This window comes from Latilactobacillus sp. VITA-14 (assembly GCF_046580785.1).
GTDB classification, from domain to species: Bacteria; Bacillota; Bacilli; order Lactobacillales; family Lactobacillaceae; genus Latilactobacillus; species Latilactobacillus curvatus.
The window spans coordinates 1-20,885 of record NZ_JBJKTM010000027.1 but is presented as its reverse complement, the minus strand read 5'-3'; the positions used below and the strand labels follow the sequence as shown (position 1 = coordinate 20,885).

Sequence of the window (20,885 nt, the reverse complement as noted above, 5' to 3'; positions counted from 1 at the left end):
TTCTTACTCCCGAAAGGGTCAGCCCGGCGATAACGCGCGAATTGAAAGTTTTCATTCAATTTTGAAACGTGAATACGTTAATTTCCAAGATTTTAAGACAATTCATGAAGCAATCGCCGGAATTGATAACTATATTCGTTGGTATAGCAGTGATCGTATTTCACTTGTAGCGTAGCTACAGGCTATTAAATTCAATAATGTTGGGGCTTATTTAATATACTCTAAAGCGTTTTTAAAATCTGAACGGGGCTAAAACTTCGGCCTCCGAAAATTAAATTAAGTAATTTAAATTGAAAGTCAAATTTGTTCGTACTTTTATGTCCGGATTCTTGACATAGGAGCCAAACAAAGCCGTCTGATTATCTAAACAAGTTATTATCTGATGCGTTAATGGTGCTACTTTATAGCAACGGTCAAGACCAACAACAAGACGGACAAGACGACTTAGAATATGAATTAGAAAAAAAGAAACGCCACAATCGTAAAAAAGGGCGTCATAGTAGTATCCACAGGTAATTAAAAAATGGAAAAATAAATAGTGACAAAGTAACTATTTATCGTAAGGGCTAAGTAACCCTACTCTTTATATGGCCAAATATTTATAAATTATAGGAGGGGGGAGTATGCTTGGTACACAATTGGTTCCCCAAAACAAGTCCCGCCAAGTGGTCAGTTTGCTTTACGCAAATGACTACTTGGCGGGACTTAAAGTATAAATGTCAGTTACAAAACTATTTTAGTATCTTCCAACTTTCGTATAAACAGAATAAAATGACAATACAGTAGTCGTACCAATTAAAAAGGGAACCAGATATAATTAATGTGAGAGTTATCATGAATAATAGGAATACGCCACCCAAAATCAAGGGTAGATAGGTTAATTTATGCGCTATTAACCATTGGTTAGAAGGGGTGATTATAGGCAATGCTAAACATAATATAACAATTACTATTGTGCTAGTATCCATTCAAATTTCTCCTTAAAGATAGATGAAGACAATTGTTCTAGCGGTCCAATATGCCGCTGTCTTGTTGAAATGTAAGTATTTTATTAGTCCATTACGAATCCCTGTTTCAGATTTACCCTCAAAGTTTGTTAAGTAATTGACAAAAGACTTTAGTGGTTTAGAGGCAATACTCCGTCCAGTATACTTTGCTACATACAACGCAATTTTTTTAACAATAGTTAATTTGATTCCGCGTAAGCGATCAGATTTGTCATTGGAAATTTTGCTTTTTAGGATTTCTAATTGTTCACTTTGACTAAAATTACCATCAGCAACAAGTTGATTGAATTCCTGTTTCTTTTCAGTAGTTAGTTGCGAATACATGCTGTTGAAATCTTCATCTGAGGAGTTTGTGTTGGAAACAGTAGTAGAGTTTTCGGCGGCTTTTACATTTAATACAGGGGAAATAGTTGTTCCTAGTAAGCTACATAATGAGGCAGATACAGCAAATTTAATAAGGCTTTTCATTCAGCAGACCCTCTTCCTAAAAAATTGTTAAACTATTAATCTACACTTCATGTTAGTTACTAATAAGGGGGGTGTCAAATAAAATTCAGCTTAAAAAAGCTACAAATTATAGTCGGTCAGCAAGCCGCTTAATTCACATTCTATTGTTTCCTATGAGCGTTTTAGGAATGGTTGGGGCAAGTCCCCTGCAAATCGTAAACGAGCCTATGGAAAAGCACACACTGCTTTTACTATTCATCACATATTATTGTATGGTCGCAACAATCGCCTTTTGGTTTCAACCACGAGCCGACCGAAGCAGTCGCACCAAGTGAACTTAGTTTGTTTTGACTATGGCTAAGTGCTACAATTCAAATATAAATAACGTGAATAAATGAGAAATAAACTAAACAAAAAGCCCTAACTTATAAAAGCTAGGACTTAACGTTTATAAAGTAGTGAAACAGCACTACTTGGTTTGCATTACTTTTTCCTGGTAGTTAAAGTAATGCAAACGTTATTTCAATTGTTGAGTTAATTATACCAAGTTTTGTGAATTGCCGCAAACCAGTATAAGTATACTTAACAACCGAAGTAATGGACTAAGTAGCTGTAGACTACTTAGTCCATTTTTTTGCGTTTATGAAACATCAATATTCACTAAGTGAGTTGAAACATAATTGATAAAATATCAATCATTAGCGTGGCTAATATTTTATCAACTCTAATCATAGCAACTTTCAATCTTAATTCAAGTTGTTATATTTACCAACTTGACCATTCTTTTACGATCTATCCTGAATCTTCACTGTCACCAGATATTGCTCAATAGCCTTTTTAAGATATTTTGCGATATTTTTTTTCGTATAGCCCTCTTTCTTAGAATCTGTTTAAAATCTTTTTAAGAGTAATATCAAGAAAGCGAGAATGATCATTTGGCGACTTGAATTAAGGTGCCGCTCACAATTTTTCCAGAGCCGACGACATTTATCTAACCAACTGAAAGAACGCTCAATAATCCAGCGTTGTGGTAACACTTCAAATTTATGTAGCTCATTGCGTTTAGCCACCTGTACGGTGGCTTTTAAATTGGATTGAACAGTGGCGGCGAAGTTGTCCCCGGTGTACCCACTATCAACAAGAACTGATTTAACTTGTTGTAAATGTTCACAGTTTAGCGCTAGCATGGCACTAGCCCCATCACGGTCAGAAACATTGGCAGTAGTGATATGGATTGCTTGTGGCAAACCGTTAATATCAACAGCTAAGTGACGTTTTATTCCAGATATTCGTTTACCACCGTCGTAACCATGATGCTTGGCGGTATCAGTATTTTTAACACTTTGGGCGTCAATTATTATAAAAGATGTTTTAGCCGAGCGTGACTGTTTTTCCCGTAGGGTAAAGACAATTTTTTTAAGCATTGATCCAAAATAGAAGGTTCATCAAGGACTTGTTCTTCAGACCATACTCGATAATAATAATAAACCGATTGCCAACGAGGAAAATCAACTGGTAACTGCCGCCACTGACAGCCGGTTTTTAAAACATAGGCCACCGCGCAAAATAAGTCGTAAAGATCATATTTCCGTGGTCTGGTTGATTGTCGTGCACCTTCTAAAATGGGACGGACTAGTTCAAATTGTCGGCGAGAAATATTACTGGGATAATTCATTACTGATCACCTTTTTTGAACTATCATACCAAATTAGCTAGATTTTAAACAGGTTCTTAGTAAAAAACCAATCATTCGTCAACGATGCCTCACTCACTTGATGCGTGATATAGTCTGATTTAGTCATCTTGATTGCCCTCCTCTTTTGTCTTAGCGACGACCTCTACCGAACGTTTTGGTGACTTCCAAACGCCAGCATCCTCGCCTTTAAGAATCTGAATAATCGTTGGTCCGATTTCAACCGCCACGGTGAAAGTATTCACCATCCAATAGATTAGGATATACCATGGCGCAAACGCAATATACTTTAATGATCGTCCACGGTCATTAAAGTAAGATGCCATAATCAACTGAATTAAGCCCACCACAATCTCAATTGAAATAAAAATCGCTGCAAAGCAGAAATTGGTAATTAGACGTGACCAATCCCCTTGGACCAAGCACAACACCTGAACACCAACAAACGCAATCATACTTAACCAGAAAAATAGCGACCAAATAACACTTAAACTGTAATCAACAATAATGGGTACCATTGCCAAATGTTCAATCGGGTGTCTAAAGACATCCATCGATTTCGTTAACAACACATGAATCCCACCGGCAGTCTACCGTCTCCGTTGTTTGACCAACTCAGGCAGTGTTTCAGGCACATCCATAAAAAAGCGAATATGTAGTGCGAAATACGCTTGCCAACCATGCACCTGCATATCCCAAGAAATAGCGATATCCTCAGTTGGTTGTTCCGCTTGCCAACCCCCAACATCTAAGATCGCCACCTTCTCGTTCGAAATAGTGCATGTATTTCCACAATGCATCCACTTCCGGCTTAGAATCGGCATCATTCGATAATGAAAATTGGCCTTTTGAAAATCCGAGTGCAATATTAAACCCAGCGGCTTTCCCACGATTATTAATGATCGTAATCACACGTAAGCGCTTCTCACCATACCGAATCTGCAACCGATTCAAAATAGCACCTGTTTGATCGGTTGAACCATCGTTGAACACAATCACTTCATACTGATTGGTTGGATAATTCATTCACTCTTCAAGGTGTTCAATTGTCGATTCAATCGAAGCTTCTTCATTATGTGCAGGCACTAAAATAGTAATGAATGGCGTCCCTTTTTCTAAGTAACGTGGCATATCTTTGCGTTCTAAAAATAACCAGTAATAAAGACTGGAAACAATGAAAGATAATCCCCCGACGATTGGATACGACACAATTGTGTAGATGAGTATCCTTGTTATGTAATCTGAAAAAGCCATGTAGTCTTCACCCAGTCCTTATTGTTGTTCGATTTTAATAGACGCCAACTTCATCACGGACAATCAATTGCTCTGCAACCAATACAATAGCACATCAGGTTCACATTATTAAATATATTTATTTGAAATTTTATCAATTTTAAAATGAAAGCGTATATTCCACATCGAGAATTAATTATATTCTTATTTTTTGGCGTACTTAACGAATCGAAGCTTTATTTTTGTTGTAAATGCAACAAAAATATTTTATACTATTTTTATCGAAATGAGGTATGCCATCATGACTGAAATTCTCCGCCCAATCGGGGTTATAGCCCGCGCGTTGGAATCCATTGCTAATATTGAATTCCAACAGTATGATTTAACCCGCGGGCAATACCTTTACTTAGTCCGCATTGCAGAACAGCCTGGGATCATTCAAGAACGTCTAGGTGAATTATTAAAAGTCGACCGCGCAACAGTCACGCGCGCCGTTCAACAATTAATTAAGCATGGTTTAGTTGAACGACACCCTGACAAAACCAATCGTAAGATCAAACATCTCTATCTCACCGAGGCCGGTCGAGCCGTCTATCCCGCCATCAAAGCTGAAAACGATTATTCAAATCAAATGGCACTGACTGGACTGACGATCGACGAGGCCCATAATCTTGAAGCACTCCTAAACAAAGTTAGTGCCAACGTTGCCGCAAACTGGGATTTTGTCAAAAAGGGACACGTCCGACACTATTACAGCAAAGGAGGCATCACAATGCCAATTCAAGCTGTCACATTAAACCAACTACCTGACTTACAATCCATCAGCCGTGAAACTTTCACAGCAACTTTTGGCGCTGAAAATGCAGCAGAAGATCTCGCTAACTACTTAGAAGAAGCTTATAATACAGACCGATTAACTAGCGAGCTCGAGAATCCCGATTCGTTCTTCTATTTTATTTATCAAGATGGCGAAGTCGCTGGTTATTTAAAGCTCAACATTGATGGCGCACAAACTGAAAAAGCTGCCCCGGATTCACTGGAGATTGAACGTATCTATATTCGACAGTCCTTTAAGCGACTTGGTTTGGGAACACAACTAATTAACCATGCACTAGCCGTGGCGCAACAATTCCATAAAACTAACGTATGGCTCGGCGTGTGGGAACACAACACTGCTGCACTTAACTTTTACAAAAACCTCGGCTTCAGCCAAGTTGGTGATCACATCTTCCAACTCGGAAGCGACGCACAACGTGATCTGATTATGCAAAAAACATTAACCGTTTAAACACACAAAAAGAGGCAACCTATCAGGTTACCTCTTTTTTCGATTATTGATGCGCACGTTCATATTCTGTATCACAGTCAGCTGTAAAAATGGATTCTGTTCCGGCTTCAATTGCCTTTATGTAATACCATTCTTTATGATCTAGCTTCGTCAATTCTGCTTGCAGTGATTCAATCTCGTTAGCCAACATTTGCCGCCGTTGTTGAATCAACGCCAAGCGTTGGTCCAAAGTTTCATCACCTGCAGTTCGCCAATCGATGTATTGCTTAATATCTTTTAACTGCATACCTTTTTTTTCAAACATTCAATATCACATAAACAGTCTAAATCAGCTTGCCGGAATTCACGCCGACCAGCCGGACTGCGTTTAATAAACGGTAATAATCCTTGTTCTTCATAATACCGTAGTGTCGGAATACTCAAATCATATTGTTGGGCGACTACGCCAATTGATAATGCCATATTAACCTTCCTTATACTTGCTTAAAAATCAACGTCATCTGGCACCATGCATTGACCGCCTAAGTTTTCCAAAGCACTAATTTGGGTCATTTCACTATCTGTTAATTCAAAATCGAAGATATCGGTATTTTGCGCCATTCGTTCTTGATGAGTTGATTTAGGTAATGGTAACACACCTTGTTGAATCCCCCAACGAAGGCAAACTTGCGCTGCCGTTTTGCCGTGCTTCGTCGCAATTGTTGCAATCGTTTCATTCGAAAGCGCACTGGCTTCACCAAGTGGTGCCCAAGCTTCGACTAAGATGTCATGCGCTTGATTATAACGCACAGCTTCTGCTTGTGGCCAGCCCGGATGGACTTCGATTTGATCAACCATTAGTTTGATAACGGCGGTTTTCATGAGTGCATCTAAATGATGGGGCATAAAGTTCGACACACCAATTGCACGGATCTTCCCTTCGTTATATAGATCTTCCATTGCACGCCAAGTTTCAGCATTTAATTCAGCATCTTTGGCTTCAAATTGTTTAGTGTTAGCTGGCCAATGAATTAAATATAAATCTAAATAGTCAACACCTAACGTTGCAATTGTTTGTGCAAAGGCAGCTTTCGTAGCATCATAGCCCCGTTCTGTATTCCATAGCTTACTTGTCACAAAGATGTCTTCACGCGCGATATCACTTTCTTTCAAAGCGGCACCAACACCTTGTTCGTTGCCGTAAACGGCAGCTGTATCAATATGCCGATAGCCAACTGATAAAGCTTCTAAGACCGCTTTTTTCGTTTCTTCATTTGGTGTTTGATATGTCCCATACCCTAATCCTAGAATGGTAACACCGTTGCTTAAGGTCATTGGGGCTGTTAAGGCAGATAATTTTTGCATTTAAAAGTCTCCTTTTTCTAATCAATAAGACTACTTTACAACCTCAAGCTGACTTGAGGTCAACCATTATTTGGGGGCCTATCACTTTTTTTAAATCCGTTAGTGCTTCCCTAGGAATTATGCCTGACTAATAAGAGCCTTAAACTAAACTTAACTATTCTGATTTTTAGCGGCCTAATCCCATCAATAATCGTATCATGACCACTGATAATTCCTATGTAAGGGTTTTATCTTCCTATTTTAGGAATTCGCGGTATAATATAGATATCAAAAGTAGTTAATGGAAGGAAGCGAGAAACATGAAAAAATTTCTATTAGGCAGCCTTATTTTTGTAGGTGTTACAGCAACCAGTGCTTGTTTATTAGCTAAGAAAATGGAACTTTTTAGAGACGATTCTGTGGATTACGAAAAATTCGAAAGCCGTTAGTCACTCGTCATTTCTAAACTGAATCTAGGAGGTTTTTCATATGATTAAGAAAAAAGCAATTATGATTGGCGCTGGCCTTTCTAACATGGCCGCAGCAGTCTATTTAATTCAAGAAGGCGGTTGGTCTGGCGATGCGATTACATTCTATTCATTAGATGACCATGGTTCAAACGATGGGGCACCAGTTTCCGAAACAACCGATGAATATTGGAATAAAAACCATCCTCTCGAAAATACTAAGGGCTACGTTGCACGTGGTGGGCGGATGCTTAACTATCGGACTTATGTCGATTTAATGGATCTTCTAGGTCGGATTCCTTCAGCAACTGAACCCAATATGACGGCTGAAGAAGATACCCGTTCATTCGATGCTCAACACCGCACATTCGACAAAGCACGTTTATTAGAAGGTAGTAAAGGTATTTTGGATGCTGGTCATCTCGGCTTTAATAATAAGGATCGGTTATTAATGACCAAATTGATTATGATGCCCGATTCTGAAGAAGAAAAATTAGACAACGTTTCAATTGCCGAATACTTCAAGGACGATCCACATATGTTTCAAACAAACTTCTGGTACATGTGGGAAACCACCTTTGCTTTCAGAACCCAAAGTTCCGCACAAGAATTACGCCGTTACATGCACCAAATGATTTATGAATTCACTCAGATTGAACACTTAGTCGGTGTTAACCGGACACGTTACAATCAGTACGAAAGTATCATGCTGCCGCTGATTAACTACTTAAAAGCGCAAGGTTGTCACATTATCCTCAATCGACGGATTACTGACTTAGACTTTAAAGAGACTCAGATGACCGATGAAATTACGGTTACTGGTATGACAATGACTAATACTGAGACAGATGAAGTTGAACACGTTACGGTGGACGACGACACAGCGGTCATCTTCACAAACGGGTCAATTACCGATTCCGCAACACTTGGCGATTATAATACACCAGCAGCTGAAAACATGGATTATGGTGCTGCTGCCGGTCTGTGGAAACAAGTCGCTTCTAAATTCTATAATCTTGGTAATCCCGATAAATTCTTCGCTGACCGCAATGCCAGTGAGTGGGTCAGCTTCACTTTAACGACTAAGAATCATATTTTATTAAACGAAATCGAACGGATTACAACGCAAATTCCTGGGAATGCTTTGAATTCGTTCCTATCAACGAAACCAATCACACCACTTGGTCAAAAAGATGTGAATATGTCGATTGTTGTTCACCATCAACCACACTTCACAACGCAAAAACCAAACGAAGCGGTTATCTGGGGTTACTTCCTCTACCCACGTCGTAACGGTGAATTTGTGGATAAACCTTACATCGAAATGACGGGTAAGGAAATGCTTCAAGAATTAATTGGCCAACTATCAAAAGTTGATCCTGGCCCAATCAATATTCGTGAAAAAGAAGCTGAAATTATGGACAGTGTCATCAATAACATTCCTGTCTATATGCCATATGCTTCAGCACTCTTTAATAATCGTGCCAAAACTGACCGTCCAGAAGTCATCCCCGAACATTCAACCAACTTAGCCTTCACTGGTGAATTCGTTGAACAACCTTATCAGATGATTTTCACTGAACAAAGTGCTGTTCGTTCTGGCGAAATTGCAGCTTATCACTTCGCTGGCATTCCAATGGCCAAGTTAGTCGATACACCACGTTATGATCGAGACATCAAGACATTGATGCGCGCAACTAAGAAAATGTTTGCTTAATCCAAAAAAGCGCGGTAGATTTTTACAAATCTACCGCGCTTTTTTTTCTTTGGCAAATTCTATAATTAATCCGAACAGAAATTAAAAAGCCCAAAGCAATCACTTACAATGGTAGTAGCTAATTCCAACCAATATAGGGAGTGATTACTTTGGGTACATCTACTTTATCACGTTTTCAACGTGGCGCACTAGCACAACTGGTCAATGAGGGGAATAAATCTTACCAAGTAATGGCTGACGCCTTAGGCGTCGCCAAAGCTACGATTAGCTATGAGTTGGACCGAGTTAAACCTTATGATCCAGAATTAGCTCAGCAAGATGCAGATCGCAAAAGGCGGAATTGCGGTCGTCGTTCGATGCTGACGGCAGCATTAGCGACTTTAATTACCAATCACTTACGATTAACCTGGTCACCAGAAACCATTGCGGCCGCTTATAACTTGAGCACTGCGTCAATTTATAATTGGCTTAATCGTGGCTGGCTCCCCTTCAAATTGACTGATCTACCCAATCGGAATGTCCGCCAGCACCGAGTGAGCGAAAATCGTGGGAAATTTACAAGTGGGACTTCCATCGAACAACGGCCAACAACTGTTAATCAACGGTTAGCTTTTGGTCATTGGGAAGTAGATACGGTGCTTTCTAGTCGAAGTGAGTCACGATCATGTCTGGTTACATTCGTAGAACGTAAGACCCGACTTCTATGGGCCATAAAAGCCCCTAATAGAACGGCTAAGGCTCTAAACATCGCTTTTGGTAAGTTTATGGGGGCCTTCGGTCCCCAAGTAAAATCCATTACTGTTGATCATGGTAAAGAGTTTGCCAATTATCAGGCCTTAGAACAGGGTTATCAGATCAAAGTTTATTTTTGCCATCCACATTCACCATGGGAGCGAGGTTCCAATGAATATTTTAATAGACGGTTACGCTGGTTCTTCCCGAAAAAGACCAATTTTAGCCAAGTAACGACTGATGAGATCCTAGCAGCACTTGAACTAATTAATCAACGACCATTAAAAATACATCATCAACAGACTGCCATTGAAAGATTCCGGGCTTGTTCGGATTAAACTTGTAATTTGCCTAATTTAAATTGAAAGTCAAATTTGTTCGTACTTTTATGTCCGGATTCTTGACATAGGAGCCTAATGCCCGATGCTAAAATCGGTTCAATGTTAGCGCGGATGCAAAGTTATCCTAAAACACCGAACCCCGCTGATGTGCGCCAAGCACAACAAGACGATGAATTGAACCTCTTTTTCACCGACGTCCAAGTCCGTGGCGAATATCCTAACTACATGAATCGCTACTTCAACGACCACAACATCACACTTGAAATGGCGCCTGATGACTTACAACTAATCAAGGACTACCCAGTTGATTATTTAAGCTTTAGCTATTACATGTCGATGGTCAGCTCAGCGAAACCCGCTGGCGAAAAAACAGCCGTCAACTTAATTCTCGGCGAAAAAAATCCGTATCTCGAAGCTAGCGATTGGGGCTGGCAAATTGATCCCGTTGGTTTACGGATTACCCTCAACAATCTCTGGGAACGCTATGGTGTGCCTCTCTTCGTCGTCGAAAACGGCTTAGGCGCAATCGATCAGGTTGACGCGAACGGCCAAATCCACGACGAGTACCGCATTGACTACGTGCGCAAGCATATCGAACAAATGAAAGAAGCCGTTAAAGATGGCGTTGATCTGATGGGCTACACAATGTGGGGGCCAATCGATTTAATCAGCGCTTCAACTTCTGAAATGTCTAAACGCTATGGCTTTATCTATGTTGACCAAGATGATGACGGCAACGGGACACTCGCTTGCAGTCGCAAAGAATCGTTCTACTGGTTCAAAAAGGTCATTGCTAGCAATGGTGAAGACCTATAATATCGAAGAAAAAGCCCCTGACAAAAGTCAGGGGCTTTTTGATTATACTTTAAAAATAAATTGATCAAATGCTTGGGCGATCCCGTCCGAATCGTTATCAGCAGTAATAAAGTCAACGTGTGCCTTTGCTTCAGCTGAACCGTTACCCATTGCCACCGCAGTACCGGCAAATTGGAACATTGGGATGTCATTTTTCTCATCGCCAATCGCCATGATTTCATCCGGCGCGAATCCAAGTTTATTCGCGAGGTATTGCACTGCTTTGCCTTTATTAACATCAGCGTGCATCACTTCTAAAAAGAGGTCAGCCGCACGAACAACATAATTATCAGTTCCAAATTGCGCGTGTACCTGTGGTTCATGTACATCTAACTGTTCGCTGGTCCCTGTAAAGACCGCTTTGACCATCTTCGTGGCCGCGTCGATTTCATTCGGTTTGCGAATATGAATACCAGCTTCGTTTTCCCAAGCTTGCACCACCGTCATTGGTGCAACATTCACATTACTCGTATAAATCACACTATTTTGATCGAGCACATTATACGGTAAGCCCGTTGCTTGCGAGTAGTCATCAATCGCTTAGTAGGTTTCTCGGCTGATGCCAGCTTCTTTCAAGATTTTACCAGACGCCGTTTCGATAATACTGCCGTTAAACGTAATCACGTATTGATTATCACCGGCAATCCCTAGTTGATTTAAAAAGGGCACCACGCCAGCTAATGGGCGTCCGGAACACAAAACGACTTTCACACCCTGTTCCAGGGCCTTAGCAACTTGTTGTTTCGTACTGGCTAGCACTTGGTGCTGTGAACTCAATAATGTATCATCAATATCAATCGCGACTAATTTAATCGTCATCTCAAAACTCCTCAAATTGAATTTAACTTGCACAACGTTCGACTACATATGTTTGGCAATTGTTTCATTAACCGCTGCTTTTTGATCTTCAATCAATGCAACCCGACTTTCGATGACTTTAATATCCATCGTAATTTCCCGGGTTAAGCCTGGGGTGTTGAGCTTAGGTTCAAAGAAGGCTTTGAACTCTGCCAACCGTTCTGGGGTTTTAAAGATTGCGGCAATCGAGGTGATATACGTTGTAAATTCCATATCACCGCCGACTGTCTCTTCTAGCCATTGCCAATCGTTGCGAATCCAATCCCAGGTTGCTTGTTGGCTCTTGTCGTTGGCGAGTAATCCGCGGAACCAAGCCCGCAAATCTTGTGGTTTGATGGTGCTGGCATCTTCAAATTTTCCAATTAAGGTCGCAATTAATTCAGGATCAGTCGTGCGCGTTAAGGCCGCAGTCAAATCATTCTTATAGCTCGCATCACTCGTTTGGCGATAAGCTGCTAAGAGCTGATCATAAAGTGCGGCATTCCCGAAGTTTTGGACCTCATTCATCAAGACCAGTACCCGAATTGCGGCTGGTAAGGTGACCAGTTTTTCTTGGTTCGCTTGGAATAAAGTATGGGCTACATCAATGGCTGCTTGGTTTTTAGCATACAAGGCTGCGCTTAAAACAGTTGGGCGCATTAACTGATCGTCATTGCTATCAGTCGGTTGAACCAGCCAACCTAAGCGCGCAACTTGCGCTTTACTCAATTGGTCGAAGAATCGACGTAGGTGTTGTTCACTTTCTTCACCAGGTGTCACAAATTTCTTCAAGTTACCAGCAACCGTGTAAAGGGCATCTGCCACGACATTTGAATCACTCTTGGCAAAAGGTGCTAAAACAGGCACAACATCTGCGTACGAAATTTGACGTCCTTCAGCTAATAAGCGTAAGTCTTGCAGTAGTTGCAGTTGTCCAATTGGTGCCATGTTAGCACTACTATTTAAAATATCATCTAATAATGTTTGATCGTAATGAACAATGAAATGCGATTCGTTCCCCACGTTTAAGCGGAATGGTTGCCCATTGTCGGCGCGTAATTGAGCATAATCACCGAGTACCAATTCACGGTCAGTCATCAATAATGGGGCTGCCGCATAGTTGCTCTTCAATGGAATCTGCCATTGACGCCCAACTTCTTGACCCTCACCGATAAAGAATTGTTGTTGGTTAAGCGTTAATTGTCCGTCAACGACTTTGGCCGTTACCACTGGATAACCTGGTTGTTCGAGCCATGAATGCATAATGGCCCCAACATCTAAGTTAGCGGCGTGCCCCAGTGCTGCCCACAAGTCAACGCCAGTCGCATTTCCGAATTGATGTGCTGCAAAATAAGCTTTCAAACCAGCGCGTAGAGCATCGTCACCGATTAAAGCGCGAACCATCACGAGCATCCGGGCGCCTTTGGCATACACGATTGCGCCATCAAATAACGCATCGATTTCGGCTGGATTATTGACTTGCACATGCACCGATTGGACCCCATCAGTCGCGTCACGTTGTAAGGCTGCCGCTGCTTCCGAGGTTTGGAAACTTTCCCAAATATGCCAGTCCGGCTGCAACGCATCGATTGCGACGTATTCCATCATATTGGCAAAACTTTCGTTCAACCAAAGATCGTCCCACCATTGCATCGTTACTAAATCACCAAACCATTGGTGTGCTAATTCATGCGCAATCACAGTCGCAACGCGGTGTTTCGTATCCAAGGCAGTATTATCAGGATCGAGTAATAAATAAGCTTCCCGATAAGTGACTAAGCCCCAGTTTTCCATCGCGCCGGCCGAAAAGTCTGGCAATGCCAACTGCCATGAATGGGGTAATGGATAGGGTGTTTGGTAGAAGTCTTCAAAGAATTCGATTGACCGTTTAGCAATGTCCAATGCAAAATCGAGCTCGTTTGCTTGATGTGCCTTAGTAGCAAAGACGCCAACTTGCACGCCGCTCTCCGTTTTGGTTTGAACCCCTTGCAATTCACCAAAAGCAAAGGCCACAAGGTACGTTGACATCCGGACCGTTGTTTCAAAGTGGTGAACGCCATCGATGACTTCTTTTTCAGGCATGTTGCTCAGAATCGTTTCGCCTTCGTGCTCATCGAATTTAACCGCTAAATCAAAAGTCGCTTTGGCTTCTGGTTCATCAATACATGGGAAAGCTTGCCGCGCAAAATTGGTTTCAAATTGCGTGCCGATTAATTCTTTTTGCACCCCATCGACTTGATAATAAGAAGGATAGATGCCCATCATTGAATCCGTTAAAGCGGCAGTATAGGCAATTACCAAAGTCACTTCGCCAGGTTGGCCGACTTCGACTTTCAAGGCATTTGCGTCATTATCAACTGTAAACGGCATACTCTTACCTGCAGCCGTCACTGTTTCAATCACTAAACCGTTCTGATGAATTAAAACAAGTGCTTCTTTAGCAGTCCCCGTAATTGTCGTCCGACCACTAAATTGTTTTTGAGCCCGATTAATATCTAGAAAAACTTGATAATGTTCCGGTTGAAAGCTTTGATAAAAACGCATCAATTCTGCCATATTATGATCTCCAATTTCATTTAGAATACTGTCATTATACGACTTTTAGCCTAAAAAAGCTGTTGTCATCCATTTCATATTTTGATTATCAGCTTGGTTGCACTTAATTAAAAAAATCACCTTATGAAGTGAACCCCCGATATTGGACCAAAATCCAATATCGGGGGTTTTTATATTGACCAAATATTCTAAAACATTAAAAATAAAAGTTGTTCAGGATTATCTAACGTCACCCTTAGGTTATAAATTAATAGCGAGAAAATATGGTATTAAGAGTAACTCACTAGTTGTCTCGTGGGTTCAACGTTATAAGGCCTTTGGCCCAAAAGGACTAGATGTCCTATCACCCGAAAAAACATTTGATGGCTCATTTAAGATGAATATTTTAAAATGAATGAAAACGAATAAGGCTTCTTATCCGAAAACCGCACTTCATTTTAATATCTCAAATGTCGGGACCACCTGGCAATGGCAACATATTTGGGAGACTGAGGGTGCTGATGCCTTATATCGTTCCAAAGGACGGCAAACAATTATGTCAGCTGATAAATAATCAAAAAAACGGCAACAAACAGAGTTAGAACGTCTTAGAGAAGAAAATGAATTGCTACAAATCGAGAATGAATACCTAAAAAAATTAAGAGCCTTAGTCCAGGAAGAAGAAAACAACAAGCGCAAGTCATCCAAGAGCTAAGGCTTAAACCCAAACTAGTAAAAATTCTAAAAATAGTTGGTATGGCCAAAAGTACGTATGAATACATTATTAGTCATGAACCGAACGGTTCATCTGACCAATCTGTTAAACAAACCATCCAAATAATCAAGAAGAATCATCCAGCGTACGGCTATCGTCGTGTAACTGGTGAATTACATCGTATGAATATCTTAGTAAATCATAAAAAAGTACTTGTCTTAATGCGAGAACTGCAATTACTATCAACTGCATTTAACAAACGTACTCGTAAATATAATTCATATAGAGGCAATGTTGGCACCGTTGCTAAGAACTTAATCAACCGTGTTTCTTCACTGATCGTCCTTATCAAAAACTAGTAACAGACGTTACTGAAGTTCGCTAGGGAACCAAGGCAATTGATGAACGCGCCTATTTCACATGTATTTATGATTTATTCTCAGGTGAAATTCTCAGCCATCAAGTTAGTAAACCCCCTACTGTTGAATTTACTACAACTGTTTTGAATCGAGCAGTTAAGAAAATCCCTAAGAATTTAAAATACCGGACAACAGTCCACTCAGATCAAGGATTTCAATACCAGCATCAAGATTGGACTCATATCTTGAAAAAACATCGCATTTTTCAAAGTATTTCTCGCAAAGCAACATGTTTAGATAATGCAGCAATGGAGAGTTTTTTCCATATTATGAAAGCCGAAGCTTTCTACCAAAAAGAAACCGATACTTATGAAACGCTAGTTTCACAAATATCGGTTTGGATTGATGATTATAATTTTTCAAGAATTAAAACAAAACTGGGTTGTAAAAGTCCGATTGAATATCGAATTTTTACAACCCAGAAAGCTACTTAAAGTTTCGTCCAATATTTGGGGTTCACTTCATTAATCTTAAAAACAGATTAAGGTGATTTTTTTATGCTCAGTTACTAAATACCATTTTGAAACGCGCTCGTCGAAGCAATGCCTTATGTTTAGCTACATCAGTCAAACCACTGACTGCATCAGTTATTCGCCTGCTTAGGCTAATCCGCACGCACTACCCGCTTAGTCGCCCACTTTTCTTAAACTTGTTGTTTAGCTGGGCGAATTAAGACTTCACTAACCACTACATGTTTTGGTTGGTCAATCGCATATAAGACTGCGTTGGCAATGTCTTCTGGATTGAGGGCCAACGCTGATTCTTCTGGTGCATCCATTAATTGCTTAACCCCTTCGAAAACAGCAGGGTTGCCAATCGTATTCACCAATTCTGTTTTAACAGCCCCTGGTGAAACAATTGTTGAACGAATGCCGTTATCTTTTTCTTCTTGGCGTAAGCCTTCCATAATAGCGCGCACTGCATATTTAGTCCCGTTATAAACGGCAGAAGCTGGATAAACCACATGTCCGGCAACCGAATCAGTTGAAATAATCAAACCATCTTGTTGGGCTTGCATCGTTGGTAAGACCGCACCGATCCCGTTTAAAACGCCCATGATGTTGATATCGAGCATCTTTTGCCATTGATCATAATCGCGTTCGCTCAGGTTTCCTTGTGGCATGACGCCGGCATTGTTGTATAAAACATCTACGCGACCGAAATGATCAAGCGCCAATTGGACTAAGCTCGCCATTTGATCACGATTAGTCACATCCGTTGCTTGATAAATCGCATTTGCACCGATTTCTGATGCTAAAGCTTGTAAACGATCTTCACGACGAGCTGCTAAAACAACCTTAGCCCCTTTGCTTGCTAATAATTTGGCAGTTGCTGCCCCAACCCCTGATGAGGCACCTGTAATGATCACGACTTTATTTTGAATTGACATGTTAAAACTCCTTTTCTAATTTGATTTGACGCATGACTTTCGCTGGCGTTCCGGCAACAATCATATTGTCTGGTACATCTTTGGTGACCGTGGCGTTAGCAGCGACAATCGCATTCTCACCGACCGTCACCCCCGGTGAAATCGTTGCGCCGGCACCAATCCATGCGTTCTGTTTGATATGCACTGGTTTAACGAATAAACCGCGCCGGTCAGGCTTTTACAACCAGACCAATAAAAAGCCGCCACGCTAAGCGTGACGGCTTTTTTAACCCACTTGATTTGCGAAATTGCTTAATTTATGTCCGTTGCTTTCCCAAAATAGGGGCTCTATAATGCATATTGAATCTTATCTGGAGGTCTTTTGATGATGGAAAAAACTGAAAAAATCGCAATTTTAGAAAAACTGGTCTCAATTGATACAACAGACCAAGCAGAAGGTGTGATTGCCGACTACTTAGCCGATCTATTCGCACAACATGGTATCCATACTGAAAAAGTGGCTTCTAAACCAGGCCGCGAAAACTTAGTGGCCTATCTAGGCGAAGCAACCGACAAATTCCTCGGTGTCACTGATCATATGGACGTCGTCAGCATCGGTGATCGCAGCAAATGGACGAGTGATCCCTTCACTCTAACCGCTCGCGATGGTAAACTCTTCGGTCGAGGCGCAACCGACATGAAGTCTGGTCTGGCTGCGCTTGTGATTGCAATGATCGAATTACACGATGAACATGTTCCTTTAAACGGCCAAATCAAACTACTCGCAACCGTCGATGAAGAAAAGAACGAAACTGGTGCGCAAACTTTAACCGCTCAAGGCTATGCCGATGATTTAACAGCCTTATTAGTTGCCGAACCATCTGGCGTTGATAAACAAGCCTTGGCAAATAACCCCGACAAATTCCCCACAGAAACGGCCCAAAAACTCCTTGCGGCTAATCAAACCAATGAACAACATTTCTTAATTTTCGCCCATAACGGTTCCCTTGATTTTAAAGTGACGGCAACTGGTAAAACCGCGCACAGTTCAATGCCCGCACTCGGTATTAACGCAATTGATCATTTGCTTGCCTACTACAATCGGCAAAAACAATACTTCGATCAGAAACATCCTATTGATGATGTCCTCGGCGATATCGTGCCTATCACAACCTTAATCAACGGTGGTGAACAAATTAATTTGGTCCCCGGTCACGCAGAACTTACTTGTCGGGTTCGTACAACCCCCGCCTTAACTGGCGACCAAGTGATTGCTGACCTCAATACCATCATTGCGGAACTCAATCAACAGGCAGACATGAATCTGGAATTGACCGTCATTAATAACCAACCACCCGTTAAGAGCAATCCACAAGCACCATTCATTCAAGCTGTTCAAAAAATCGGGGCACAAAAGTTATCCCAAGCTTATCCACTGATGCACGTTGCTGGCGGTACCGACGCCGCCCACCTTGCTAAGCACAATCCTGACTTACCAGTGGCAGTTGTCGGCCCCGGCAATGATACTAGCCACATGATTGACGAATATGTTGATGAAGAAATGTACCTCAAACACATCGACTTCTTTAAAGCCGTTATGCTGGATTACTTAAAATAACAACACAAAAAAACATCACCTAATATATGCCCTACTTAAGAGCTTATCGGATGATGTTATTATTTAATCGTGATACGCCTTCAAGCTATTTTTAAGCTAAGGCAGTATTGATTTCTTGTGCTAATGTTTCTTTCCGTTGTAACCCAACCATTTGTTGCACTAATTGGCCATCTTTCATGACCAACAAGGTTGGAATTGATTGGATGCCGAATTCAGCCGCCAAGTTTTGGTTGTGATCAACGTCAACTTTGGCGATTTTAGCTTTACCCGCGTAATCGTCGGCTAGTTCTTCGACAATTGGGCCTTGCATCCGACATGGTGGGCACCATGTTGCCCAGAAATCGACTAATGTGACCCCTTCTTGAACTTCATCTTTAAAGTTTGCTTCAGTTAGAATTTGTGTTGCCATTGCGATCACCTTTCTTTTCAAGAAAATCATTCAACGATTTCATTGAATTACTCATAATATACCACCATTGGGACGTGCCGTCAAAAAGGACGCTTCATCTTATTCCGTTTCGGTCATAACTCGCAACCATTCCCACACTGATTGATTAAACGTTGCCACTTTAAACCCAGCAGCTTGTAGTTGTTGACTGGCAACATTGGCGTAAGCACATAGACGACCACGACAATAAACCACCACTTCTTTATCCTTGGGGAGCTCAGCTAATCGTTGATCCAACTGATCATATGGCACATTGCGTGCCCCTGGTAAGTGTTGACTTGCAAACTCATCTGCGGGACGCAAATCAATCAAACACACATCGTCTGCCATTAATTTCGTTTTCAATGCGTCACCAGTTAACGCTTCGGGGGCACCTGTTTCTTGCGCGAGTGTTTTTTCCAAAATCGTCATCTCTGGCAAAGTTTCTTCGCAGACATCAACCAAGAGGGTTACCAATTGTTTGACCCGTTCTGAATTTAAACGATAAGTAACAAAATTCTTCTCGCGTTCAATCGCCACTAAGTTTGTTTGTTTCAAAATTTGCAGGTTCCGTGAAACGGTAGCGACACTTAAGCCGACTGTACTGGCTAAGACTTCCACCGTTTTGGGGCCTTGCGCAAGAATGTTCAACAGTTGTAGACGCGTCACGTTCCCTAACGACTTCCCGACTTTGACCACCTGCTCATAAACCGCATCCCGGTATTCTGTAATGCGTTCATCCACTTTCATCGCCTCCCAATAATCAACGCCTTTATTGAATAGAATCAATTTAACATTTCTAGACAAGTGGGTCAACTAAACAAGCTAGGCAATTAAAGTAAGACACCTCAGTTAATTGCTTTCTTCAAATCAACGGTGCCCTGATTAGCTTCTTTATCTGTAATTTCAAAAATTAGTATAAATTGCCACTCTTGACCGACTTTATCAGTTACGTTCATTTCAGTATATTTCCCTATCTGAATTCCTAATTAAATGAACTAATGTCTAAAATAAAAAAAGAACCACCACTCAAGCTATGTACTAGGGTCCTGTCAAGTTGCCGGATGAAATAATATAAAATCTAATATGTTCCTAAACGGCTTTATTCCAGTATTCATCTGGAGTAAGGCCGTTTCTTTGTGTTGAACGATTATAGTGATTAAAATATTCGATTCCTGCTTCAACCAATTTCATTAGTTCTTGATAGGTCTTTGGCATTGGATGGATGTAAGCTGATTCCTGAGACAACTTTTAAGAGAGGGTATAATGAATAAATCATCTCTCAAAAGGAAGGAATTTTTACATGCCAACTCGTTACGACAAAGAATTCAAACAAAACATTATCAACCTATATAAGCAAAGCGAATCAGTTGCCCAACTGGCCAGAGAATATGGCATTGGCTATTCAACAGTTCATAAGTGGATCCAGGGCCAGGCCAAAACTCAATCCGGTAAATCGCCAGACGAAATCAAAGCGATGGAAAAGCGACTGGCTTCGCTGTCTGAGGAGAACGAAATCCTAAAAAAAGCCCTGGGCTTCCTTGCGCAGAAGTAACCAATATCTTTGATTACATTCACCAAGAAAGCCATCACCACCAGGTAACCAAGATGTGCCGAATCCTCGGTGTTTCCAGAGCTCAGTATTATCGTTATCGATCCCCCAAACCTTCAAAACGCCGGGCCGAAGATGCGGGCTTGAAACAACGGATTCTGCGGATCTTTGCGGAATTTAAGCAGCGATACGGTGTTATGAAGATCCACCATGAATTGAATCTGGAACTTCAACCACTGCAGCTTCGGTGCAGTCCACGACGGATTTCCCGGCTCATGAAGGAACTGGATAGCCACTCCGTTACCGTCAA

The 20,885-nt window shown here is 41.2% G+C and carries 23 protein-coding genes and 6 pseudogenes; 12 read left to right on the top strand and 17 right to left on the bottom strand.

The features are described 5' to 3' along the window. A partial coding sequence (locus ACF1X7_RS09260; RefSeq protein WP_411162701.1) for an integrase core domain-containing protein occupies positions 1-175 on the top strand: 175 nt, incomplete at its 5' end. A 215-nt stretch (positions 176-390) separates the two neighbouring features. After that, positions 391-516, top strand: coding sequence for a hypothetical protein (locus tag ACF1X7_RS09255; protein WP_271260009.1), 126 nt, complete (start codon positions 391-393; stop codon positions 514-516). A gap of 464 nt (positions 517-980) precedes the next feature. Here ACF1X7_RS09255 and ACF1X7_RS09250 read toward each other — a convergent pair whose 3' ends face one another. The 7 genes and pseudogenes from ACF1X7_RS09250 to ACF1X7_RS09220 all read right to left on the bottom strand — a co-directional run bounded on the left by ACF1X7_RS09250 (position 981) and on the right by ACF1X7_RS09220 (position 4,401). Continuing rightward, positions 981-1,475, bottom strand: coding sequence for a hypothetical protein (locus ACF1X7_RS09250; protein ID WP_064776861.1), 495 nt, complete (start codon positions 1,473-1,475; stop codon positions 981-983). Between the two features lie 764 nt (positions 1,476-2,239). Beyond that, positions 2,240-2,338 (bottom strand): annotated as a pseudogene (locus tag ACF1X7_RS09245) (hypothetical protein); the annotation flags it as partial. Positions 2,339-2,344: 6 nt separating this feature from the next. Further along, positions 2,345-3,129 (bottom strand): IS5 family transposase gene (locus ACF1X7_RS09240; RefSeq protein WP_411162699.1). Its coding sequence is split into 2 segments (ribosomal slippage): positions 2,345-2,877 and positions 2,877-3,129, totalling 786 coding nucleotides; the frame shifts between segments, so codons are not numbered across the junction. Positions 3,130-3,248: 119 nt separating this feature from the next. Further along, positions 3,249-3,719, bottom strand: a complete 471-nt coding sequence (locus tag ACF1X7_RS09235) for a hypothetical protein (protein WP_237023218.1) — start codon at positions 3,717-3,719, stop codon at positions 3,249-3,251. Positions 3,720-3,737: 18 nt separating this feature from the next. Next, positions 3,738-3,908: a glycosyltransferase gene (locus tag ACF1X7_RS09230; RefSeq protein ID WP_411162698.1), complete on the bottom strand. Its 171-nt coding sequence runs from the start codon at positions 3,906-3,908 to the stop codon at positions 3,738-3,740. Then, positions 3,862-4,173: a glycosyltransferase gene (locus tag ACF1X7_RS09225; protein WP_237023220.1), complete on the bottom strand. Its 312-nt coding sequence runs from the start codon at positions 4,171-4,173 to the stop codon at positions 3,862-3,864. The genes ACF1X7_RS09230 and ACF1X7_RS09225 overlap by 47 nt, the downstream gene beginning before the upstream one ends. Further along, entirely contained in the window at positions 4,174-4,401 is a 228-nt protein-coding gene (locus ACF1X7_RS09220; RefSeq protein WP_116843722.1) for a hypothetical protein, read from the bottom strand. 280 nt (positions 4,402-4,681) lie between these two features. Here ACF1X7_RS09220 and ACF1X7_RS09215 point away from each other — a divergent pair. Both ACF1X7_RS09215 and ACF1X7_RS09210 read left to right on the top strand, forming a co-directional pair. Beyond that, positions 4,682-5,131: pseudogene (locus ACF1X7_RS09215) on the top strand (MarR family winged helix-turn-helix transcriptional regulator); the annotation flags it as partial. Between the two features lie 21 nt (positions 5,132-5,152). Further along, positions 5,153-5,668 (top strand): GNAT family N-acetyltransferase, encoded by a 516-nt coding sequence (locus ACF1X7_RS09210; RefSeq protein ID WP_164905628.1) that lies wholly within the window; start codon positions 5,153-5,155, stop codon positions 5,666-5,668. 43 nt (positions 5,669-5,711) lie between these two features. Here the strand turns inward: ACF1X7_RS09210 and ACF1X7_RS09205 are convergent, their stop codons facing one another. The 3 genes from ACF1X7_RS09205 to ACF1X7_RS09195 are packed head-to-tail and all read right to left on the bottom strand — an operon-like array spanning position 5,712 to position 7,012. Then, entirely contained in the window at positions 5,712-5,972 is a 261-nt protein-coding gene (locus ACF1X7_RS09205; protein ID WP_411162697.1) for a hypothetical protein, read from the bottom strand. Beyond that, positions 5,945-6,130 (bottom strand): MerR family DNA-binding transcriptional regulator, encoded by a 186-nt coding sequence (locus tag ACF1X7_RS09200; RefSeq protein ID WP_237023222.1) that lies wholly within the window; start codon positions 6,128-6,130, stop codon positions 5,945-5,947. The genes ACF1X7_RS09205 and ACF1X7_RS09200 overlap by 28 nt, the downstream gene beginning before the upstream one ends. Before the next feature lie 21 nt (positions 6,131-6,151). Continuing rightward, entirely contained in the window at positions 6,152-7,012 is an 861-nt protein-coding gene (locus ACF1X7_RS09195; RefSeq protein ID WP_064776858.1) for an aldo/keto reductase, read from the bottom strand. Positions 7,013-7,311: 299 nt separating this feature from the next. Here ACF1X7_RS09195 and ACF1X7_RS09190 point away from each other — a divergent pair, with 299 nt between their 5' ends. The 4 genes and pseudogenes from ACF1X7_RS09190 to ACF1X7_RS09175 form a co-directional block, all read left to right on the top strand. Further along, positions 7,312-7,440 carry a hypothetical protein gene (locus ACF1X7_RS09190; protein ID WP_256365456.1) on the top strand — a complete coding sequence of 43 codons (129 nt, stop codon included), beginning with the start codon at positions 7,312-7,314 and terminating at the stop codon, positions 7,438-7,440. A 40-nt stretch (positions 7,441-7,480) separates the two neighbouring features. After that, the gene (locus ACF1X7_RS09185) at positions 7,481-9,175 is read left to right on the top strand and encodes an oleate hydratase (protein ID WP_039098944.1); all 1,695 of its coding nucleotides are present in this window, start codon (positions 7,481-7,483) and stop codon (positions 9,173-9,175) included. A gap of 149 nt (positions 9,176-9,324) precedes the next feature. Beyond that, positions 9,325-10,245, top strand: a complete 921-nt coding sequence (locus ACF1X7_RS09180) for an IS30-like element ISLsa1 family transposase (RefSeq protein WP_411162696.1) — start codon at positions 9,325-9,327, stop codon at positions 10,243-10,245. An 81-nt stretch (positions 10,246-10,326) separates the two neighbouring features. Then, positions 10,327-11,064 (top strand): annotated as a pseudogene (locus tag ACF1X7_RS09175) (family 1 glycosylhydrolase); the annotation flags it as partial. Between the two features lie 42 nt (positions 11,065-11,106). Here the strand turns inward: ACF1X7_RS09175 and ACF1X7_RS09170 are convergent. Both ACF1X7_RS09170 and ACF1X7_RS09165 read right to left on the bottom strand, forming a co-directional pair. Continuing rightward, positions 11,107-11,922, bottom strand: a pseudogene (locus ACF1X7_RS09170) (Cof-type HAD-IIB family hydrolase). 42 nt (positions 11,923-11,964) lie between these two features. Continuing rightward, positions 11,965-14,496, bottom strand: coding sequence for a M1 family metallopeptidase (locus ACF1X7_RS09165; RefSeq protein WP_411162695.1), 2,532 nt, complete (start codon positions 14,494-14,496; stop codon positions 11,965-11,967). Between the two features lie 175 nt (positions 14,497-14,671). Here ACF1X7_RS09165 and ACF1X7_RS09160 point away from each other — a divergent pair. Continuing rightward, positions 14,672-16,043: pseudogene (locus tag ACF1X7_RS09160) on the top strand (IS3 family transposase). A 209-nt stretch (positions 16,044-16,252) separates the two neighbouring features. Here the strand turns inward: ACF1X7_RS09160 and ACF1X7_RS09155 are convergent. Further along, positions 16,253-16,999: an SDR family oxidoreductase gene (locus ACF1X7_RS09155; protein ID WP_039099454.1), complete on the bottom strand. Its 747-nt coding sequence runs from the start codon at positions 16,997-16,999 to the stop codon at positions 16,253-16,255. Between the two features lies 1 nt (position 17,000). Beyond that, positions 17,001-17,210, bottom strand: a pseudogene (locus ACF1X7_RS09150) (acyltransferase); the annotation flags it as partial. A gap of 153 nt (positions 17,211-17,363) precedes the next feature. Here ACF1X7_RS09150 and ACF1X7_RS09145 point away from each other — a divergent pair. Beyond that, positions 17,364-18,596: an ArgE/DapE family deacylase gene (locus ACF1X7_RS09145; RefSeq protein ID WP_411162694.1), complete on the top strand. Its 1,233-nt coding sequence runs from the start codon at positions 17,364-17,366 to the stop codon at positions 18,594-18,596. A gap of 91 nt (positions 18,597-18,687) precedes the next feature. Here the strand turns inward: ACF1X7_RS09145 and trxA are convergent, their stop codons facing one another. From trxA to ACF1X7_RS09130, 3 genes are all read right to left on the bottom strand, one after another. Further along, positions 18,688-19,005 carry a thioredoxin gene (gene trxA / locus ACF1X7_RS09140; RefSeq protein ID WP_035186853.1) on the bottom strand — a complete coding sequence of 106 codons (318 nt, stop codon included), beginning with the start codon at positions 19,003-19,005 and terminating at the stop codon, positions 18,688-18,690. A gap of 99 nt (positions 19,006-19,104) precedes the next feature. Continuing rightward, positions 19,105-19,773 carry an ArsR/SmtB family transcription factor gene (locus ACF1X7_RS09135; RefSeq protein ID WP_411162700.1) on the bottom strand — a complete coding sequence of 223 codons (669 nt, stop codon included), beginning with the start codon at positions 19,771-19,773 and terminating at the stop codon, positions 19,105-19,107. Positions 19,774-20,115: 342 nt separating this feature from the next. Continuing rightward, positions 20,116-20,241: a hypothetical protein gene (locus tag ACF1X7_RS09130; protein ID WP_259772178.1), complete on the bottom strand. Its 126-nt coding sequence runs from the start codon at positions 20,239-20,241 to the stop codon at positions 20,116-20,118. Between the two features lie 85 nt (positions 20,242-20,326). Here ACF1X7_RS09130 and ACF1X7_RS09125 point away from each other — a divergent pair, with 85 nt between their 5' ends. Together ACF1X7_RS09125 and ACF1X7_RS09120 are read left to right on the top strand one after the other, a co-directional pair. Further along, a complete protein-coding gene (locus tag ACF1X7_RS09125) occupies positions 20,327-20,578 on the top strand; it encodes a transposase (RefSeq protein WP_411162693.1) in 252 nt (83 codons plus the stop codon). A gap of 53 nt (positions 20,579-20,631) precedes the next feature. Continuing rightward, the coding region (locus ACF1X7_RS09120) for an IS3 family transposase (protein ID WP_411162692.1) at positions 20,632-20,885 on the top strand (254 nt) is incomplete at its 3' end.

Bases quoted from the DNA above. Each gene is read 5' to 3' on its own strand.
- ACF1X7_RS09255 (WP_271260009.1), top strand. From the start codon at position 391: ATGGTGCTACTTTATAGCAACGGTCAAGACCAACAACAAGACGGACAA.
- ACF1X7_RS09250 (WP_064776861.1), bottom strand. From the start codon at position 1,475: ATGAAAAGCCTTATTAAATTTGCTGTATCTGCCTCATTATGTAGCTTA.
- ACF1X7_RS09225 (WP_237023220.1), bottom strand. From the start codon at position 4,173: ATGAATTATCCAACCAATCAGTATGAAGTGATTGTGTTCAACGATGGT.
- ACF1X7_RS09220 (WP_116843722.1), bottom strand. From the start codon at position 4,401: ATGGCTTTTTCAGATTACATAACAAGGATACTCATCTACACAATTGTG.
- ACF1X7_RS09210 (WP_164905628.1), top strand. From the start codon at position 5,153: ATGCCAATTCAAGCTGTCACATTAAACCAACTACCTGACTTACAATCC.
- ACF1X7_RS09205 (WP_411162697.1), bottom strand. From the start codon at position 5,972: ATGTTTGAAAAAAAAGGTATGCAGTTAAAAGATATTAAGCAATACATC.
- ACF1X7_RS09200 (WP_237023222.1), bottom strand. From the start codon at position 6,130: ATGGCATTATCAATTGGCGTAGTCGCCCAACAATATGATTTGAGTATT.
- ACF1X7_RS09195 (WP_064776858.1), bottom strand. From the start codon at position 7,012: ATGCAAAAATTATCTGCCTTAACAGCCCCAATGACCTTAAGCAACGGT.
- ACF1X7_RS09190 (WP_256365456.1), top strand. From the start codon at position 7,312: ATGAAAAAATTTCTATTAGGCAGCCTTATTTTTGTAGGTGTTACAGCA.
- ACF1X7_RS09185 (WP_039098944.1), top strand. From the start codon at position 7,481: ATGATTAAGAAAAAAGCAATTATGATTGGCGCTGGCCTTTCTAACATG.
- ACF1X7_RS09165 (WP_411162695.1), bottom strand. From the start codon at position 14,496: ATGGCAGAATTGATGCGTTTTTATCAAAGCTTTCAACCGGAACATTAT.
- ACF1X7_RS09155 (WP_039099454.1), bottom strand. From the start codon at position 16,999: ATGTCAATTCAAAATAAAGTCGTGATCATTACAGGTGCCTCATCAGGG.
- ACF1X7_RS09145 (WP_411162694.1), top strand. From the start codon at position 17,364: ATGATGGAAAAAACTGAAAAAATCGCAATTTTAGAAAAACTGGTCTCA.
- trxA (WP_035186853.1), bottom strand. From the start codon at position 19,005: ATGGCAACACAAATTCTAACTGAAGCAAACTTTAAAGATGAAGTTCAA.
- ACF1X7_RS09135 (WP_411162700.1), bottom strand. From the start codon at position 19,773: ATGAAAGTGGATGAACGCATTACAGAATACCGGGATGCGGTTTATGAG.
- ACF1X7_RS09130 (WP_259772178.1), bottom strand. From the start codon at position 20,241: ATGCCAAAGACCTATCAAGAACTAATGAAATTGGTTGAAGCAGGAATC.
- ACF1X7_RS09125 (WP_411162693.1), top strand. From the start codon at position 20,327: ATGCCAACTCGTTACGACAAAGAATTCAAACAAAACATTATCAACCTA.